Source organism: Lysinibacillus sp. NPDC094403 (assembly GCF_050278745.1).
In the GTDB taxonomy this organism is placed as follows: domain Bacteria; phylum Bacillota; class Bacilli; order Bacillales_A; family Planococcaceae; genus Lysinibacillus.
Genome location: NZ_JBNNTL010000006.1, coordinates 169,483 through 187,664 on the forward strand (window position 1 = coordinate 169,483; position 18,182 = coordinate 187,664).

17 protein-coding genes are annotated in these 18,182 nt (G+C 38.7%); 1 reads left to right on the plus strand and 16 read right to left on the minus strand.

From position 1 onward, the window contains the following. Positions 1-140: 140 nt before the first annotated feature. Genes ACQKMV_RS12105 through ACQKMV_RS12120 form a run of 4 tightly spaced genes read right to left on the minus strand, consistent with a single transcriptional unit; the run spans position 141 to position 5,153 of the window. Positions 141-899: an ABC transporter ATP-binding protein gene (locus ACQKMV_RS12105; protein WP_427504177.1), complete on the minus strand. Its 759-nt coding sequence runs from the start codon at positions 897-899 to the stop codon at positions 141-143. Positions 900-902: 3 nt separating this feature from the next. After that, a complete protein-coding gene (locus ACQKMV_RS12110; protein ID WP_427504178.1) occupies positions 903-3,221 on the minus strand; it encodes an ABC transporter permease in 2,319 nt (772 codons plus the stop codon). Beyond that, on the minus strand, positions 3,206-4,516 hold the full coding sequence (locus ACQKMV_RS12115; protein ID WP_427504180.1) for an MFS transporter: 1,311 nt from the start codon (positions 4,514-4,516) through the stop codon (positions 3,206-3,208). The genes ACQKMV_RS12110 and ACQKMV_RS12115 overlap by 16 nt, the downstream gene beginning before the upstream one ends. Continuing rightward, positions 4,497-5,153 (minus strand): TetR/AcrR family transcriptional regulator, encoded by a 657-nt coding sequence (locus tag ACQKMV_RS12120; protein WP_427504182.1) that lies wholly within the window; start codon positions 5,151-5,153, stop codon positions 4,497-4,499. The genes ACQKMV_RS12115 and ACQKMV_RS12120 overlap by 20 nt, the downstream gene beginning before the upstream one ends. A gap of 239 nt (positions 5,154-5,392) precedes the next feature. On the opposite strand from ACQKMV_RS12120, the gene ACQKMV_RS12125 reads away from it, so the two are divergent. Further along, the gene (locus ACQKMV_RS12125) at positions 5,393-6,256 is read left to right on the plus strand and encodes a pentapeptide repeat-containing protein (protein WP_427504183.1); all 864 of its coding nucleotides are present in this window, start codon (positions 5,393-5,395) and stop codon (positions 6,254-6,256) included. A 356-nt stretch (positions 6,257-6,612) separates the two neighbouring features. On the opposite strand, the gene ACQKMV_RS12130 is transcribed toward ACQKMV_RS12125, so the two are convergent. The 12 genes from ACQKMV_RS12130 to ACQKMV_RS12185 all read right to left on the minus strand — a co-directional run bounded on the left by ACQKMV_RS12130 (position 6,613) and on the right by ACQKMV_RS12185 (position 18,169). Then, on the minus strand, positions 6,613-6,831 hold the full coding sequence (locus ACQKMV_RS12130) for a hypothetical protein (RefSeq protein ID WP_427504184.1): 219 nt from the start codon (positions 6,829-6,831) through the stop codon (positions 6,613-6,615). Positions 6,832-6,953: 122 nt separating this feature from the next. After that, on the minus strand, positions 6,954-7,139 hold the full coding sequence (locus ACQKMV_RS12135; protein ID WP_427504185.1) for a hypothetical protein: 186 nt from the start codon (positions 7,137-7,139) through the stop codon (positions 6,954-6,956). Positions 7,140-7,373: 234 nt separating this feature from the next. Further along, the gene (locus tag ACQKMV_RS12140) at positions 7,374-9,089 is read right to left on the minus strand and encodes an FTR1 family iron permease (RefSeq protein ID WP_427504186.1); all 1,716 of its coding nucleotides are present in this window, start codon (positions 9,087-9,089) and stop codon (positions 7,374-7,376) included. Continuing rightward, entirely contained in the window at positions 9,064-10,317 is a 1,254-nt protein-coding gene (gene efeB, locus ACQKMV_RS12145) for an iron uptake transporter deferrochelatase/peroxidase subunit (RefSeq protein WP_427504188.1), read from the minus strand. The genes ACQKMV_RS12140 and efeB overlap by 26 nt, the downstream gene beginning before the upstream one ends. Before the next feature lie 6 nt (positions 10,318-10,323). Further along, complete coding sequence (gene efeO, locus ACQKMV_RS12150; RefSeq protein WP_427504190.1) at positions 10,324-11,190, minus strand: iron uptake system protein EfeO; 867 nt, start codon at positions 11,188-11,190, stop codon at positions 10,324-10,326. 161 nt (positions 11,191-11,351) lie between these two features. After that, positions 11,352-12,551 (minus strand): MFS transporter, encoded by a 1,200-nt coding sequence (locus tag ACQKMV_RS12155; RefSeq protein WP_427504191.1) that lies wholly within the window; start codon positions 12,549-12,551, stop codon positions 11,352-11,354. 12 nt (positions 12,552-12,563) lie between these two features. Beyond that, positions 12,564-12,983 (minus strand): MarR family winged helix-turn-helix transcriptional regulator, encoded by a 420-nt coding sequence (locus ACQKMV_RS12160; protein WP_427504192.1) that lies wholly within the window; start codon positions 12,981-12,983, stop codon positions 12,564-12,566. A 260-nt stretch (positions 12,984-13,243) separates the two neighbouring features. Continuing rightward, the gene (locus ACQKMV_RS12165; RefSeq protein ID WP_427504193.1) at positions 13,244-14,191 is read right to left on the minus strand and encodes a nuclease-related domain-containing protein; all 948 of its coding nucleotides are present in this window, start codon (positions 14,189-14,191) and stop codon (positions 13,244-13,246) included. A 561-nt stretch (positions 14,192-14,752) separates the two neighbouring features. Continuing rightward, positions 14,753-15,133, minus strand: coding sequence for a hypothetical protein (locus ACQKMV_RS12170; protein WP_427504195.1), 381 nt, complete (start codon positions 15,131-15,133; stop codon positions 14,753-14,755). Between the two features lie 91 nt (positions 15,134-15,224). Beyond that, the gene (locus tag ACQKMV_RS12175; RefSeq protein ID WP_427504197.1) at positions 15,225-16,232 is read right to left on the minus strand and encodes a FecCD family ABC transporter permease; all 1,008 of its coding nucleotides are present in this window, start codon (positions 16,230-16,232) and stop codon (positions 15,225-15,227) included. Next, positions 16,225-17,226: a FecCD family ABC transporter permease gene (locus tag ACQKMV_RS12180; RefSeq protein WP_427504198.1), complete on the minus strand. Its 1,002-nt coding sequence runs from the start codon at positions 17,224-17,226 to the stop codon at positions 16,225-16,227. Before ACQKMV_RS12180 ends, ACQKMV_RS12175 begins: the two co-directional genes overlap by 8 nt. A 25-nt stretch (positions 17,227-17,251) precedes the next feature. After that, positions 17,252-18,169 (minus strand): iron-hydroxamate ABC transporter substrate-binding protein, encoded by a 918-nt coding sequence (locus ACQKMV_RS12185; protein ID WP_427504199.1) that lies wholly within the window; start codon positions 18,167-18,169, stop codon positions 17,252-17,254. Positions 18,170-18,182 lie beyond the last annotated feature (13 nt).

The window sequence follows — 18,182 nt, forward strand, 5'->3', positions numbered from 1 at the left end:
TAAAAAAATTTTATTATATAAATAAAAGCAGAGGTTTGTTTGTATACCAATTCCCCTGCTTTTCTCTATAACCAATCATTTAACTCGGTACATAACTACTCTAGAAATCTTACATTTTCCATTATGAGATTCTCAACAACTCATATTCCTATTTCCCACATTTTCTCCGTTACTTTCTCAATTCTTCCATCAATATCGGTACCGTCAAACTTCGGAAGTTTCAGCTCACTGACGATTTTCCCATCGCGCATAAACATCACACGTTCCGTCCGCGCCGCTACCTTTGCATCGTGAGTGACGAGCATAATCGCAGTACCGCCCGCATTGATTTCGGTAAAAATGTCCATGATTTCCTGCGCTGTTTTGGAGTTAAGTGCACCTGTAGGCTCATCGCCGAAAATGATTTTCGGGCTGTTCAAAAGCGCTCGACATATCCCTGCTCGCTGTAGCTGACCTCCCGAAACTTGTGTAATGTCGCGCATTTCAAGCTCCGCAATGCCTACCCTCTTCATAATCGCTCTTGCCTTCTCTGAAATTTTCGTAACGTTTTTTCTGTTATCACGAATGGATGGTAGAATAATATTATCAAGAATATTTAGATTTTTGAGCATCGTTGGTTGCTGAAATACAAAGCCCATTTTAGTTCTACGTATGTCTGAAAGTTCAACCTCTCCGACTGACGATAATTCATTGCCATCAAAAATAACCCTTCCTCCATCAACGCTGTCCATGCCGCTCAGTGCAAACATTAGCGTTGATTTTCCTGAGCCCGAGGGTCCCATAATTGCAACAAACTCACCCTCGTTTATGTCAACGGATGCTCCGTCGAGAACATTGTGCTTTTCATCGCCCTCGCCGAAAGACTTTACAATATGTTCACCGATTATAATCTTCTTCATAAGCTACTCCTTTATATTTTCGGATATTTTTATTTTCCCCACGTCCCATGTGCCAATTATAGTTGTGATTAGTACCGAGCAAATCATCAATAACGGACAAAGTACGTATGCCGAAAGTGAATTGATTGAAAAACTGAACGATGACACCCCGAACGAGGTGATAACTGTACCTGCAAGTACCTCTCCAAGAGTGTTTGCCATAAGGGTGCCTAGAACAATTCCGATAATCGATACGAATACCGCTCGCGAACCATACTGTACCGTAATATCGGAGTTTGTAAAACCTAGTGCTTTCATGACAGCAATCGAATATCTATCCTTTGCGACAAGCATTTTCATAAACAATAGTGTCACTAGCACCATTATTATGAGCGCTATAGCAATTGCGGCAATGGAGGCCATTTCAACTGATTTTATTGTCGATCCGAATGTTTGTTTAACAAATTCATCAATATTAGAGATCTTAGCAAAAGTAAATCGGTCCGTGTACTTAGAGATTTTATCATCGACAAGGGTTTTATCTGAAAGCTTTGCACAAATAACGCTCCACATTATATTTTCCGAGTTGTCAGTAAAAACAGCCTTTGCCGTTTTACCACCGTTAGTAATGTCGGAATAAATGCCACTTACCGTGAGCTTACTCTCCTTCCCCTTCATGATGACCGTAATGGTATCGCCGACCTTTTTGCTCATTTCTTCGGCGTTCAAAACCGAAAGTGCAATTTCCTTTTCTGTAGCAGGTGCTCTTCCCTTTGTATATTCGATAAGAAATATCGAATGGTCTCCAAGTTCGATTTTTATATTTTCCTCTGATCCGTCTTCCGTTTTCACTTTGAATGTCTTTGTAGTAAGGATGGTATACTTTGCAATGGAATTGTCGCTGTCCATATAATCTAAAATTTCTGCAGCTTTTTCAGAGATTTGATCCGTCTGCTGAATATCAATACGAATATCGTAGTTTCCAATACCCATATATTTAATGAAGCTTGTTGAGGAAATCGTGTTGTAAAGGTTTTGTGGAACAATAATGATAAATGCGGAAATTACAAGTACTGCAAGCATTGTGGCGTATAGTCTTTTCCTTGCGAGAACATCTTTGATTCCAAGGAAAATATTCGTGTTAAAAAGCTTATTTCTATTCAGGCTAAAACGCTTTGCGACTGCGTTTTTTTCCTGTGATGTGCCAAAGCGAATTGCTTCTGCAGCAGAAATTTTCCGAAAGCGTCTCAGCACCCCGCTTATATAAGCGATTATTGCAAGGTATACAAGTATAATGCCGAGGATTCCTAAAGACGTGGCAAAAGAAGAGTGTTCGCTTTCCCCCATATTAAGCCGGATGTTTTCAAGAAGCCTGTTTTTGAACATTAACGAAAGTGCATAACCGAGAATACTCCCCCCTGCGGCAATTGCTGCGTACTTCGCAAGATAAATTTTCTTAATGTCAGAAAGGCGTAGCCCTATTGCCTTCATTACACCAATTTCACGGTAATCGTCTTCGATTTTCGCAAGGAGTGTAAAGCGTATGCACAGAAATGCGATAGCAACGACAAGGACGCTTATAAGAAGTATAACTGCTATCATGATCCCGTCGGAAAGCGCGTTAAGTGTTTTGAAAAGTGGATATGTAATCGTTGGTCCGTTCGCTTCAAGTCCTTCAGAGGCATAAGCAGTTTCAAATTCACCAAGTGCAGACAAATCCTTCAATCTAAACTCAATCAAATACTCCATACTTCCAAGACTTTTTATTTCCGCGTAATCATTTCCACTAACGAGAAATCTTTTTGAAGAAGACAGCATAGAATTCATCTGTGAATCCCGGAGGAATCCCGCTACAGTAAATTCCTTTCCACCTATTACGGCTTTATCACCGACCTTCGTCGTGGAGTCCTTCATATAGTTTATTGGAACATAAAGCTCACCATCAGATACGTTTATGATGTTTCCGTCAAGATCAAGAAGATAATCAAATTTCTCACTCTGTGTGCTAAAACCATTGTCTTGAACATTATTAGCAAGTGAACGATCACCTAAAATAATTTGCCCATTATCCATGTTGAGAAACTCGAGCACTTGAAATTCATCGACATTACTGTTTTTCTCCGCGAAATTTGTAAGCCGGACAGTATCGATATCTCCCGAATGCATTTGCATAAAATGCGGAGTTTTCGCCTGATTCATAAGTGAATCGATCGCACCAGAAAGATTAACCATAAGGATCGCCGATAAAGAAACCAGCATAGCCGCAGCCGCGACAAATAACGTTGTTGTCAGCGTTATCAGTTTGCTTTTAGAAATGTCATTTCGGATTAATCTGAAATACATACGTCACCTCTGTTTTCAAGCTTTTTAACTGATTTTAAGTTGAACAAAATTAATGAAGTAACACTTAATAAAATTCCAGCTGTTATGATGAGTAAGCCCGTTCCTCTGCCTTGACCTGTACCGATAATTTTCCCTACGCTGTCAGCAAGCAATCCGCCGTCAACTAACAAAGGAGTGAACACATAATCAGCAAGTATACCCGAAAGCGCATAGGCGGCAACAAATCCAAGCTGTGAAATTACCCCTATAAGTGACCATGCTCTGCCCTGAACGGCATTATCAATGTTGGTACGAACAAGAAAATCCATAGTTGAGTTTGCAAATGGCATCATGGCAAAAAAGAAAAAACCCGAAATACAGATAAGAACTATATTTTCGCGAAGTCCGAATATCGCCATAAATATTCCTTCAAAAAACAGCGAAAACGAAAGAATTTTCACATACCCTTTTTTGATTGGAAGAAATCCGATGATCACACTGGATACGAGCATCCCTGTAGCGACAACGGTTTCCACCGTTCCTATCACGGAGCTGTTCGTAAAAGTAAGCAACATCGGAATGGAAAGTGTTTCAATAATTCCAAGATAAAATGTCAGCACCGATGTCATGATTACAAGAACGAGCACACCTCGATTTTCAGAAACTGCACGCCAACCATCTTTGAACTCATGGAAAAATGATTGTGTCTGTTCGTATTTCTTTGAAATAAGACCTCTACGAACTGCCAGAGTTGAAGTAACTGTTACAAAAAATGTACAGATGTCGATTACAAGCAGAAGTTTTATATCCGAAACAGCGAGTAAAAATCCTGCAATGATAGGAGAAATCAAATATTTTGCAGAACCTGCCACCTGGACAAAACCACTTGCCTTTGTATATTGTTCCTCGGTCAGTAAATCTGTAACAGTTGCCTTGTATGTGGGATCAAGTAGCGATGAAAACACCGAGCTTATTGTAACCCCCACACAAATCTGCCATAGTTGTGCTTCTCCGCTAAGCATACAAATTAGAATATATACAAGTCCTATCGCAGAAAGACTATCGCCTAACACCATTAAAAGTCTTCGGTCATAACGATCCGCTAGCACTCCTGCCACAGGGCTTAATAGAAGCGAAGGCATAAACGCAAGTAAAACTACAAGTGTCGTTGCCGATGCTTTTCCCGTCTGCTGGAAAACATAAATCGAAAACCCAAACGCTGTAAGCCCGCTTCCTATGGCCGAAATCAGTTGTCCCGACCATAGCAGAAGAAATTTTTTGAAAAAACCCTCAGAATCAACCATCGTTGTTTCCATTTTCTTCACCCCCACTGCCAAACATCTTCATCATGTACATAAGACTTCCACTTTCGACACCTAGCAGTCTTTCTACGTTGAATACAAAAGCTGGTATACGTGAAGCGCGTTCTTCATCTGTCATATCAACCATATCATCATCAAAAACGGTATTCGTATAGGCCACAATCATTTCCATACATTCATACGGATACGGCGTACTGAAAAGCCCTTGCTCAATACCCTCACGAATTATTTCCGTCAGTATCGGGGGAAGGCCATTAATGATAACCTTTTGTATTTTCTGATGCATAAGCGCATTTTGAGGCTTATGTATATGATCAATAATTTCCTTACTATTTCCATCACTTATGTTTAGAGCCATTACAACACGGATAATACGCTCATTGACTGGTATGCTCTTATTTGCCGCAATTTCCTTTGCAGTACCTAAAATTTGTACATTATACCTTTCAATTAGCGCGTCCATAATATCTTCCTTCGACTTGAAGTGATAATACAACGTCCCACGTGCAATTCCGACCTTTTCGAGAATATCGTTAGTACTTGTGCCATCAAAGCCCTTCTGACCGAAAAGTTCATCAGCTACATCAAGTATTTGGTTTCTGCGTTCCATAGCTTCTTTTCTCATTTTCATTCCTCCTAATAGACCGACTGTCTGTCGATAAAAATTATAGCATTTTACAATAAATTGTCAATACACTGTTCTAATTTTGTAAAAAACTTTCAAATTATTCATCCGAAGTTTTTGTCCCTATTCCTTTCCAACATTTATCGGGTTCGGCTCAGAATTTTTCCATCTAAAAAATATCCTTTCACACACAATAAGTGATAGAATTATATGTAAAGTTTATGTGTTAAGTGAGGAAAACAATGATGTCTGAAGTAAAAAAAGCCGATTATACAATGGGAAAAAAGATACGTGAAAGTTTACAGGCAGATTGCCAAAGCTGTTTTGGTCTATGCTGCACTGCTTTAAATATTGCTGCTTCTAGCGACTTTGCCATTAATAAAGCAGCCGGGGTACCTTGTCCTAATCTACAATCGAATTTTAGCTGTCAAATTCATAGTAAACTTAGAGATCAAGGGTTTAAAGGTTGTACAGTTTTTGATTGTTTAGGAGCTGGGCAAAAGGTGTCACAAACAACATTCCATGGACAAGACTGGCGACAATACCCTGAAATTTCCGAGAAAATGTTTCGTGTCTTCCCTATTATGGAACAACTTTACGAAATGATCGCCTACGTAGCAGAGGCTTTATCGTATAAAGTTGATTCATCCCTATTTAACAGGCTACATATACAATTAGAACAGTTAAAACATGCAACAGAGCTGGAAGCAGATGCATTACTAGCAATAAATATTCCAAATTTCCGACTACCAGTGAATGTTTTACTATTAGAAACAAGTGAGCAAATTCGCAAAAGTCTTATCGTAAAGATTGGAAAAAACTCTCGAAAGTATGACAATCGTGGGGTTGATTGGATTGGGAAGAATTTAAAAGGCAAGGATTTGAGAGCAACTGATCTTCGAGGATCTTATTTAATAGCTACCAATCTACAAAATGCAGATTTAAGAGGTGTGGATTTTATAGGTGCGGATCTACGTGATGCAAATCTACGCGGCGCAGACCTTTCTAGCAGTATGTTTTTAACCCAAATGCAAATTAATTCAGCACAAGGTAATCATCAAACAAAACTACCCTCCCACTTGAAACGTCCTTCTTATTGGGTCGACTAACTTGAAGAAGGGCAGATGAAAATGAAATCATCTGTCCTTCAGACTTTAGACAAGCTCTACTATTTGTTATAAAGTTTGATTAAGACCACAGACGTATTCAAAGTAGCTGTAGCTTTTGTGAGCGTTGATTCATTCAAAACCACAGCTTTGACTGTTCAATAAGATGCAATGCCATCATCTGAAGCTGTAGAAGCATTCCTGTAAGTGAATAACATAACAAAAGGACTTCCGTATATAAGTTGTAATACGCACAAGTCCTCTAGATTGTTGGAGTTAAAAATTTATTATTATTTCGGAAATTTAAACTTTAAAATTGCACCTGATGTTTTAAAATCCTGATTTCAGTAAAGCTACATTTATAGAATATTATTAATTACGAATGCATTCAGAACCCAACCAAGAATTGAAATGATAATAATACTCCAAGCATTTTTCTTACGCTGTATTACACCTACAATGCCCATAATAACCCCTAATAACGGTGAAAATAGAATACCGATAATATACGCAAAAATATTGTAGGTTTTATAACTGTAGATTTCGTTACTTTCATTACCGTATTTGTCACTTTCCATCTTCATTCCCCCATCTTGCCTTTTTCTTAACTAACTGAATAATCTTTCTAATCAATATTCCTCGGCATAATTGTGACGATAAATCTAAACAGAACCAACTTTGGGTTAGCTACCTTAGCAAGTTATTCCTTCTTCCATTTATAGGGGATATTTGCCCAATCGTAAAATATATTAAAAAGGAAAAATAAAATTGAAATTCCAATAATTTGTCCCCATTGAATGTCATCATGAAATAACCATCGAAATGTAATAAATAGTATGAAAAAAATTAGCGAAGCTTGTATATTTTTCTTAATCGTTTTCACCATAATTATCCTCCATATACAATAATACTACATTTTTACTTATTGAAGAAACCTCCATCGTTAGTTTAAGTTAACATCTTTATGTGTAAGACTTTCCGGATTGTCATAACAAACCTTTTATTGTCCTTCAGTCGGAACGGTAATCAATCTCACGTTTTGCAGAAAAGCCATACATTGATGACACCTTATCTCATTGAAAAAAAGGGCAGATGAAAATATATTCATCTACCCTTCTATTTATTTTTGTTTCTTTTTATAAATAATCGTAGCTACAACAAGTAAAAGTAAAATCGATTGTCCAATCATTGTTTCTACTGTTGGATAGAAACCAATGAAGCTGACAACTGGTAAACCATCTACAATTGTTGTTGAAATTGAATTACGAAGCTGCAATGTGTGCAGACTGACACCAATAATTTTAAATGCCAATACATAGATTAACACCGTTGCCACTGCGAAAAATTTATGAACTGGAATTTTTCCACTTGCTTTAAATAATACAAATGCAAAAATAGTTAATATTAAAAGCGCTACTACGATACCAAGCACAAATTGACTTGTCTCCATTTTAGGTGCAATTCCTGCGTAGAAGATAAGTGTTTCTGCTCCTTCACGGAAAACAGATAAGAAGCTAATTGATGCCATCGCAAACACCGAGCCAGTTGAGATTGCATTGCCCATTTGTTTGGAGATATAGCGGTTCCAGCTTGTCACACTCGATTTACTATGGAGCCAAATACCAACTCCAATCATCATTGCAGCAGCTAGTAAACCAATATAACCTTCCATCAGCTCTCGACTTGTATCGACTGTTGCGGATTGGAAAATCGTAGACATTAAAATAGCCGCTACAGCTGATAGTAAGATCCCAACAAATGCACCAACATATATCCATTTGCGCATTGTTTTTTGTCCAGATTTCTCTAAGAACGATACTAATGCCATAATTATGAGCAGTGCCTCTAAGCCCTCTCGCAGTAAGATTAATGTTGCATCCCACAGAGTATAATCCGAGTCACTTTGAATCAGCTCAATTTCAGTGCGGAATGTATCAAGCTTACTTTTAATTGCTCTGACATCGACGTTAGACTTCAATAAGTCACTAACGAGGATTGGCATATCATTTTCAATTTTTGTATAAAGGCTACCGTTACGTGTTGAAATGTCAATTTCTACACTCGGCCATATTTTAATGAAATCTCGAATTTTATCAGATGCAGCCTTGTAGTCACCTGCATCGATAAAATCATTCGCTTCATCAATATAAGCAATCAATGTTGCTAAAGAATACTCTCCATCTACAACTTTCGCCGTATCATTACCTGCTACAAAATCCTCAATTGTTTGTTTTAATTCTGCATATTGTGATTGCATTGAGGCTACATCTGGCTTTTCGGAAGCAAGTGAGATTCGGATAAAGGCCATCTGTGTTTCAATTTGTCCGTACATCGCAATGCTTTGCTCACGTACAGGGCGTTCAATTTTTTTCCATTTCGCATTAAAATCCTTATATGCTGCGTCGATTGTAGGTACATCACCACTTGCTAAGGCATCTTCAAATGCTTTCATAACGGGTTTAAATTTCGTGCCAAATTCTGCTCGCTGCGCCCCTTCATCTACAGGATTCTCAAGCTTTTCTAATGCACGTAAAGCATTAGATAATTCAGATAGTGCCTTTAAACGTTCATCTTTGGAAGTAGCTTTAACTGCTTGTGCAAGAATTTCATCTACTTGTTCTTTTGCTTCCTTTTGATCAGATGTGACCGATGCCCAGTCTGTAGCAAACTGTTCAAGAGCTCGCTCTGCCTCAGCTTCCTTGTCCTGCTTCGTATTCATCAGCGCGTCACTTATAGAAATGTACAAATGACTATATGATTGCGCTGCCTGCACTGGTACAGCAAGTGCCAATAACAAGCAAAGTACTAAACTACAGCGCGTTAAAAAGTGCTTCACCTATATAACTCCCCTTTGATACACCAGGGAAACAAGCAAACACTGCACTGCCTCGATGGGTAATATATTCATTCATTTTATCTTTACGTCCTAAGCTATTTTGAACTGTTATAAATTGGGCTGGGTCCTTTTGAAAAGAAATAAACATGAGTCCCGCATCATGCGCACCTGTATTAGTCATAACACCTGATGCATAAGAGTAAGAGCGACGTAAAATCCGCGCGCCTGATTTACGTGCTAAATGAACATGTGAAGTATCTGGCATGATATACTCACCGTTGCTATCCTTCGCCTCTACATTGAAATCATCGAACTCTTTCTTTTTCCCAAAAGGTGCACCACTATCGCGATAACGACCAAAAGTTGCCTCCTGATCTTTTAAAGATGTGCGATCCCATGTTTCAAGATGCATTTGAACTTTACGTGCGACTAAATAAGAGCCACCTTTTAACCAACCTTTATCGACCCAAACCACTTTGTTTAGATCTTTTTCATCAGAAGGATTGCCCGTACCATCCTTGAACGCAAATAAATTTCGAGGTGTTCCTCCGCCAGCTGGGAAAGAGTTGAATCCTGCCTGTGACCATTTAATCTCTACTTTACCAGAGGCTGCACGTACTAAATTACGCACTGCATGAAACGCCACTTGTGGGTCATCCGCACATGCTTGAATACAAATATCTCCACCAGTAAATTCTTTTTGTAACTGATCCTTTGGGAAATGAGGTAAGTCTTTTAATTCCTCAGGCTTTAAATGCTGGATACCAAGCTTATCAAACAAAGATGGTCCTACACCTATTGTAATCGATAAGTTTGAAGCATCTAACCCTTCCGCTTCACCTGTATCTCCTGTTGGCACTCTAGTATTTGTTGTTAAATCTACCATTAATTCACCGTTCATTAAGCGTACAACAAGAGGTGTCCATTGTTTGAACAACTCTTGTAGCTCTTTCTTTGATGTAAATAAAACATCTAAAGAAGCAAAATATATATTTGTCTGAACCGGTGTAATAATGCCAGATTGATGTTTTCCATAGAAATCAACTTTATTACGTGCAGTAGTGCTGTCTGCAACAGGCTCAAACACATCATAGCCCATTACTTTCATAATACCACCTAAGCCAGAAGCACCGATAGCTACACCAGCTACTCCGATACCTGATAGCTTAAGCATGTCACGTCTAGATATTTTTTTATTCATCCATTTTTCATCATTTGACGCTGTCATTCATTATCACTCCAAAATAATACCCATTTGACTTAATGGTTCTCCAAGTTGATTTACTGCTGCTGCAAGTGCTTTTGTGTTTTCCTCTGTTAATTTTTCGTAAGAAACATATCCGCCATCAGCAGTCGCATGCTGTGCCAATAAATCATCTACTGCTTTGAATTTTTCATCTAATGTTGCTACTAAATCTTTGTCTTTCGCTTCTAATTTTGGACGTAGGATTTCAAAGATTTTTTCTGCGCCTTCGATGTTAGCTTTAAAGTCATAAAGGTCTGTGTGAGAATAGATTTCTTCTTCACCAGTGATTTTAGATGTCGATACTTCATTTAATAAATCAACAGCACCTGTAATCATCACATCGGGAGTTACTTCAACAGTTTGAACTAATGCATGTAATTCTTTTGCATCTGCTAGAAGTTGGTCTGCTACTTTCTCGTAGCCTTCTGTTTTATTTTCTACCCAAAGCGCATGCTCAAGCTTATGATAGCCCGTCCATTCTTCCTCGCCCTTACCTTCTTCTTTGATATCAGCTAAACGACCATCAATACGTGGGTCAAGGTCACCGAAGCTTTCAGCGATTGGCTCTGAACGCTCGAAATACATACGTGCTGGTGCATAAGCTGCTTTTGCTTTTTCAATGTCACCGGATTTAAATGCGTTCACAAAGTCTGTTGTTTTTATTAAGAATTGATCCATTTGCTCTAAAGCAAATTTTTGATAGGCTGCTAGTTCAGCAGATAAATCAACCTTTGAAGCTTGTTCTGCTTGCTCTGTTGCAGGCTTATCTTCTTTTTTAGTTTCATCGGTATTGCCGCAGCCAGTCATAAGAATGCCCCCTGCAACTAATACTGACAATAATGATATTTTTTTCATGCTAAGTACCTACTTCCGAAATAGTTTATATTGAGAATGATAATGATTATCATCGTCGATTGCAAGAAGTATTTTCATTTAAAGAAAAAAACGTCTTTTTCTAGTTGATAAATTTAGACAACTAGAAAAAGACGTTTCTCCAATAATATTAAGATTCAATACTATGAAATTTTCGCTTGTTTTAAATTTTCATATTTTCCATATAAGAAATAATAAAGCACAATCGACACTAAAATAACGAATACCATCGCGAAGAAAATGGCACTGTACCCCGACGTCGGAACGAAGAACCCTAAGAAATAAGGACCAACCCCCAAACCTAAATCATATAAAATAAAATATGTCGATGTCGCAAGTCCTAAACGCTCATTTGGTGTAACCTTAATAGCTATTGCTTGCGCTACTGAATTGAAATTGCCATAACCAATCCCAATGCAAGCAGCGGCTAGTAAAAATGCAACACTACTTGTCGCCGAACTAAAGGCATACATACCGATCGCAAAAATAACTAGACATGGATAAATAACAATGTTCGCACCTCTAGTGTCTAGTAATTTCCCTGTAAACGGACGTGTCGCTAAAATGACAATTGCATAAATGATAAAGAAATAACTTCCCGCTGATACCAAATCAAGCTCTTTCGCGTAAAACGTCATAAATGACATAACTCCTGAATAGGCAAAGCCAATAACGAGCGCCACAAAAGCAATTGGCACAGCACGCATTTCGATAAAATTAGATAGCTTAAAGCCCGTTTTCTCGGCCATTTCTTTAGCCTTCTTCGGTGCTTCTGGAACAGTAACGATAAAATACATCAAAAAACAAACAATGGCTAATACAGAATCGATTGCAAAAATCATCCGGTAATCTTCAAACAGTTGTGTTAAAAGAATGCCTACAAACGGTCCGATTGCTGTGGCTAAAATGGCACTTAAGCTGTAATAACCAATACCTTCCCCTCGTCGATCAGGAGGTAAAATTTGTGCAATAATTGTTCCTGTCGCCGTACTTGCCACCCCAAGTGCAATCCCCTGTACTAAACGATTGAGCATTAGAAGCGGCAAATTTGTCGCGATAAAATAAGACATCGTTGATAGCATAAACAAAAATAATCCACAAAATAATGTTTTTTTGCTACCCCAATCCCCAATAATACGCCCTGTCCCAAGACGACCAAATAAAGTACCAATAATAAAAATACTCGATACTAGCCCTGCCGTACTAGTTGAAGCTCCAAAATGCTCAACCGCATAGCCTGCAATGGTTACCATCAATAAATAAAAAATTAATGTAATAGTAAAGTTAATAAGTGAGACGATTAAAAAGTCCTTTGTCCAAAGTTTATGTCTAGTTGTTTCCACTTTTTCTCTCTCCTACCGATTGATGTTTGCACAAATGTTCGCTAACACTTTTGTCGCAATTTCAATATCCCGCTCTGATACCCCTGCGAGTGCCTGTTCAAAAAATGGTTTTAATTGTGCCTTAATTTCCTGCACAATCTCTTCACCATTAGCCGTTAACTGTATAAGCTTCTCACGCTTATCCCTGCCCGCTACCGTTTCCACGTAGCCAAGCTCCACAAGCTTTTGCACAAGCCTTGTCACACTTGGCTTTTCAATAAACATAAAATTCGCAATGTCAACAAATGTATGTGGCCCTTTATCCATCAATAACCGAAGGAGTGCCCATTGAGAGCTAAACAACTGATATTTCTCTAGCTGCACATTCACTAGATTGATAAACGGTCTGTACATTAAGCGGTACTGATTAAAAAATTCTTGTTCGATCGTCAAAAATACCACTCCTTTTTAATTAGTTAGCCTAGCTAACTATATACCCAAAAATTTTATTTGTCTAGTAGGGATTAGCGAGGAAATTTGTCGCTTTTGAAATGTTCTTTCCGCCGGTACGACAGTTCTTTCCGTCGATGCCGTTGTTCTTTCCGTCGCTACGAGACTCCTATCCGTCGAAGTGGCCTTGCTTTCCGTCGCACCTATACTTCAATACTTCTACATCCTTCAGCAAAATTTCAGACCGCTTGAATTTTTGCCCATTAATTAACAATCCAATACTTCCTGTTGCTTTTTGTTCCCTCAGCTTTCAATGGTAACTTTTGTAGTAATTTATAAGCTGTATTCGGCGAATCTATTGCAAAAAACTCACAAAAGCTTTTATTGGTTAACGTTTCCCCTACTAGCAATCGATAATCTTCAAGAGTCCTAAAAATAGCCTCGTTATCAACTGCTCCGCAACGTTGACAATACCAATTTGGATAACGATAATTCATAGGCTGTCCATTTAAACACCTTTCACAATGCACACCCTTTTTTATATCCCGGACAGGCACTTCTATTTCTCTTTTGATTGGCCTATGCATGGACAATAGTTTTGAAGCAAATCGAAAAAGCTCTTCTGCTTCCATCACAACCTCTTTATGCTGTTGAAGCCATTCTCTAACGTAATAACGTAAACCAGAAACATGAAAAATTGGTTGTCCCCTTAAACTCTTCGATAAAATAGCATTTTTCGTTGCCAATACGACAGCATAATGAACGGGAATCTGAGGCCGTGACTGTTGTAACATCCCCTTCATCCACTCCATATGTCGTCTACTTTGATGAAGTGGGTTCGTCATTCCCTCGATATCGCCTTCTGCTGTAGTTCGTGTAAATTGATTAAAGGATTCATCAAAGTCCAGAATTCCTGTTATATTTTTAATTTCGAGTATCAATATAAATTGAGGACATAGTAAAACGGTGTCTATTTGATGTGTAGTACCGAATTGACTAAGTATTTGCAAATCATGAAGAAAATAATGCGGATCAGGTAAAATAATTTCAAGCCATTCTGCGTCTACTCTTTGCTCCCCAGCAAAGCCTGCGTGCATTCGCCTCAACTTCTCAAAATAATACATGTATTCAGTATGCGTACTAGGTAATCTTCTTACCAAAGCTTCTAAAATTTTGTGCTGCTCCGATTCCTGACGATCTAATAAAATCATTGTTTCTTCTTCACCTCCTATAACTATTGTATTAAAAAAGAACCTCATAAAAAGAGGTTCCAAAAAACTTGAAATACATATAGAACAAATTAAATCTTTCACCAACTTTTTTAGATAGAAAGAACGGGAAAATTCCTACGATTCAGTTCTTGCTAGTATTTTTTTGCTCGCTATCCGTCGATGAGGTAGTTCTTTCCGTCGCTCCGAGACTTCTATCCGTCGGTGAAGCCTTGCTTTCCGTCGCCTCTAATCCTATCCGTCTCCCTGGCATTTCTTTCCGTCGTTGGCGTAGTTCTTTCCGTCGCTCCGAGACTTCTATCCGTCGGTGTGACCTTGCTTTCCGTCGCCTCTATTCCTATCCGTCTCCCAGGCATTTCTTTCCGTCGTTGGCGTAGTTCTTTCCGTCGCTCCGAGACTTCTATCCGTCGGTGAAGCCTTGCTTTCCGTCGCCTCTAATCCTATCCGTCTCCCAGGTAGTTCTTTCCGTCGTTGGCGTAGTTCTTTCCGTCGCTCCGAGACTTCTATCCGTCGGTGAAGCCTTGCTTTCCGTCGCCTCTAATCCTAAAAAGCCCCCACTGTATCAAACGGAATCTGTTCGCCATTTTTATATAAATCAATATATTCATAATTAACATCTTTCGTAAGTTTAAAAATATGCTGCGTAATAACTTCGTTGTTTTGATTTTCAACTTCATCAATGTTTATTACCATCGTATCGCCTTTACTCTTCACGCTTACCGTAACAGTACCCTTGGTATTAATCACAATAAACGAGCGTTTTTCACCATTATTAATCATTTGTACATAATCTTCCATTCCAAGAACATTTAAAATTTTTTGCAGGTCCCTTGGTACAGATTTTACTTCAGTGATTGCTATTGTTGATTGACATGCTGACAATGCAATAATGGAACATAAAAAGATAATTAATAGTTTCCTCATATACCATCCCCCATCTATATTAGTATTACATTTTCAACAAAATATTCCAAAAAGACTTTACACAAAAAAACAACTGAACAGCCTAAGCCATTCAGTCATTTTTTCGTAATAAATATAAAAAATACGGCGCTCCGATACATGCTACGACAATACCTGCTGGCACTGTCGCACTTGAAATAGCTACGCGGCCAATTGTATCCGCTAGCATTAGTAAGCTTGCACCGATCAACAATGTGAGCGGTAAAAAGAACTGGAAGCGCGGTCCGACAAGCTGTTTCGCAATATGTGGCGCCATAAGACCGATAAAGGCAATGCCTCCTGTGACTGATACAGCTGCCGCAGCTAATGCTACGGAGACAACTAATAATTGCAAACGCTCTCTGCCGATATTCAAGCCTAAGCCAACCGCCGTTTGTTCGGTCATCGCCAGTACATTTAACACATTAGCCTTATAAAAAATAAATGGAATACCTAGTACAAGCCAAGGTAATAAAGCCCAGAAAAATGGCCAATCTGCTCCCCAAATATTGCCTGCAAGCCATTGCGCGATAAATTGCACATCACTCCGCTCAGCTGAGGAAATTAATATTATCATTACACCCGATAAGGCCGATGCTACACCTACTCCGACTAAAATGAGTTGGACCGGCTGCACACCCTCATTACGCTTATATGAAAAAAAGTAAATGCAGAGTGCTGTTAATAAAGCGCTGACAAATCCTACTAGTGGTAACACATACGCAAAGTTAGGTAGATCTCCATTAACAAGGAGATAAAAGAGCGTAATCCCAACACCTGCACCTGCATTAATCCCAATAATACCGGGATCCGCTAAGTCATTACGTGTCACACCCTGCAAAACGGCACCAGCCAATGCTAACGCCATCCCTGCAGCTGCCAGCACAAACAATCTCGGCAAGCGAACAGAGAACAATACGAATGATTCTTTGAAGCTACCGTCTCCCATTAAAATTGGTATTATGCGATAAATCGAAACAGAAGCCGCTCCCATTGAAATACCCATTACAAAAATAGCAATTGTTAATAGTATCCAAGCGATTAGCCATTTACGTTGTTTTTTTCGCCCGACATTAAACAATTTGACGACCTCCCTTCCGTACAAGAAGTAAGAAGAATGGAAGGCCAATAATTGAAATAATCGCAACTACAGGTGTCTCATATGGAGCATTAATCATTCTACCTGCAAAATCTGCAGTCACCATAAACCATCCACCAACGATGGCACTCATTGGTAAAACAAATCGATAGTCTGTCCCTACAATTGCACGAACAATATGTGGCACCATTAACCCAACAAATGCTAAATTACCTACTAGAGCAACTGCGGAGCCTGCAAGAATTACAACGACAAACATCATAATTCCTTTAATGACTGCCGTATTTTGTCCTAACCCAACAGCTACTTCTTCATTTAAACTTAAAATGGTTAGTTGACGACTAAATGCAAACGCAACAATTAATCCGACAACAATAATAGGAACAATTATTAAAGCTTGCCATGTAGTGCCGATTAAACCACCACTCGTCCACATCGAAACATCTTTCGAAATTTGAAATAATATTCCCGTACCATCTGCTATTGCTTGTAATAAAGCGGATACAGCTGCCCCAGCTAAGACTAGCTTTAATGGAGAAAAGCCATTCTTTGTTGAAGCGCCAATTCCATAGACAACAATCATCCCTACGCCTGCACCTACGAAACATGCAAAAATAAGCATATAATTCGAGGTATTTGGGATAAAAGCCATCGTCAATGCAAGTGCCGCATTCGCACCTGCTGTTAGACCAAGAAGCCCTGGATCTGCTAATGGATTTCTAGTAACCCCTTGCATTATAGCCCCAGCAACTGCGAGTGCACTGCCTACAAAAATAGCGGCAATAATACGAGGAAATCGAATTTCTCGTAAAATAGCATAATGCTTACCGTCGTCTTGTCCGACAATCGCTTGATAGACGTCTTGAATACTCGTATTTGCCGCTCCGATACAAAGTGAAATCGTAACTGTCACTGCTAATAAGATCAGTGCAAGCAACACCTGAAGCCAAAATGGGAAATATCGAAACTTTGTCATTTGCCTTCGCTACTCTCTACTGAAATTATTGTAAAAATTTCTTTTCAAAGAAATCTAATTGATAATCTAAAGTGATTGGGTCATTAAAGTAAAATTCATTGGCATTCACTTCAAATAAATGACCATTTTTCTCAGCCTCTAAATCTTTAAACCATGCAGCATTTTTAATAGCACTATCTTGACCTTTAAACATACTAAAAATCACATAGTCACCCGCATAATCACCTAATACCTCTTGAGAAATTGCTAAATAACCTGGTTTTAAAGCACCTTCCTTCACTTTTTCAGGCATTTTCAAGCCCATTTCTTGATATAAAATTTCTGTTCCACGGCCCCAGTTATCTCCATAAACATACAATTGTTTATTGAACATTTCTGCTACAGTAACCGTTGCATTCTCACCGATTTTTTCTTTAATTTTCGTACCTGCTTCTGCAGCACGTGTTTTAAAATCTTTTACCCATTCAGTTGCTTCTTTTTCTTTATTAACCACTTTACCGATTTCAATAAATTGCTGTAAATAATCCACTTTACCATAAGTAAATAATACAGTTGGTGCGATTTCTGCTAATTTATCCGCATTTTCAATACCATTTAAACCAATAATCAAATCTGGCTCAAGCTCGATAATTTTTTCGATATCCGTATTCTCAACAACCACTGCGTCTTTAATATCATTTTGGAAGTTTGGATTATCTTTAGCCCATGAATCAACACCTACAACATTAACGCCAAGCTTTAGTAAATCCCCAACAAATGAAGATAACACAACTACACGTTTTGGATGAGCTGGCACTTCAATAGGACCAGATTCTGATTGATACGTAATTGTTTCTGCAGATGCTTTATCTTTTGAGCCCTCATCTGTCTTCTCTTCTTTATTGCCGCACGCTGCAAGCACTAGTACGACCATCATAAACATTGGTAATAACCACTTTTTCATGAATATATCTCCT

Coding starts and splice junctions, on each gene's coding strand:
- ACQKMV_RS12105 (WP_427504177.1), bottom strand. CDS start 899: ATGAAGAAGATTATAATCGGTGAACATATTGTAAAGTCTTTCGGCGAG.
- ACQKMV_RS12110 (WP_427504178.1), bottom strand. CDS start 3,221: ATGTATTTCAGATTAATCCGAAATGACATTTCTAAAAGCAAACTGATA.
- ACQKMV_RS12115 (WP_427504180.1), bottom strand. CDS start 4,516: ATGGAAACAACGATGGTTGATTCTGAGGGTTTTTTCAAAAAATTTCTT.
- ACQKMV_RS12120 (WP_427504182.1), bottom strand. CDS start 5,153: ATGAAAATGAGAAAAGAAGCTATGGAACGCAGAAACCAAATACTTGAT.
- ACQKMV_RS12125 (WP_427504183.1), top strand. CDS start 5,393: ATGTCTGAAGTAAAAAAAGCCGATTATACAATGGGAAAAAAGATACGT.
- ACQKMV_RS12130 (WP_427504184.1), bottom strand. CDS start 6,831: ATGGAAAGTGACAAATACGGTAATGAAAGTAACGAAATCTACAGTTAT.
- ACQKMV_RS12135 (WP_427504185.1), bottom strand. CDS start 7,139: ATGGTGAAAACGATTAAGAAAAATATACAAGCTTCGCTAATTTTTTTC.
- efeB (WP_427504188.1), bottom strand. CDS start 10,317: ATGACAGCGTCAAATGATGAAAAATGGATGAATAAAAAAATATCTAGA.
- efeO (WP_427504190.1), bottom strand. CDS start 11,190: ATGAAAAAAATATCATTATTGTCAGTATTAGTTGCAGGGGGCATTCTT.
- ACQKMV_RS12165 (WP_427504193.1), bottom strand. CDS start 14,191: ATGATTTTATTAGATCGTCAGGAATCGGAGCAGCACAAAATTTTAGAA.
- ACQKMV_RS12170 (WP_427504195.1), bottom strand. CDS start 15,133: ATGAGGAAACTATTAATTATCTTTTTATGTTCCATTATTGCATTGTCA.
- ACQKMV_RS12180 (WP_427504198.1), bottom strand. CDS start 17,226: ATGACAAAGTTTCGATATTTCCCATTTTGGCTTCAGGTGTTGCTTGCA.
- ACQKMV_RS12185 (WP_427504199.1), bottom strand. CDS start 18,169: ATGAAAAAGTGGTTATTACCAATGTTTATGATGGTCGTACTAGTGCTT.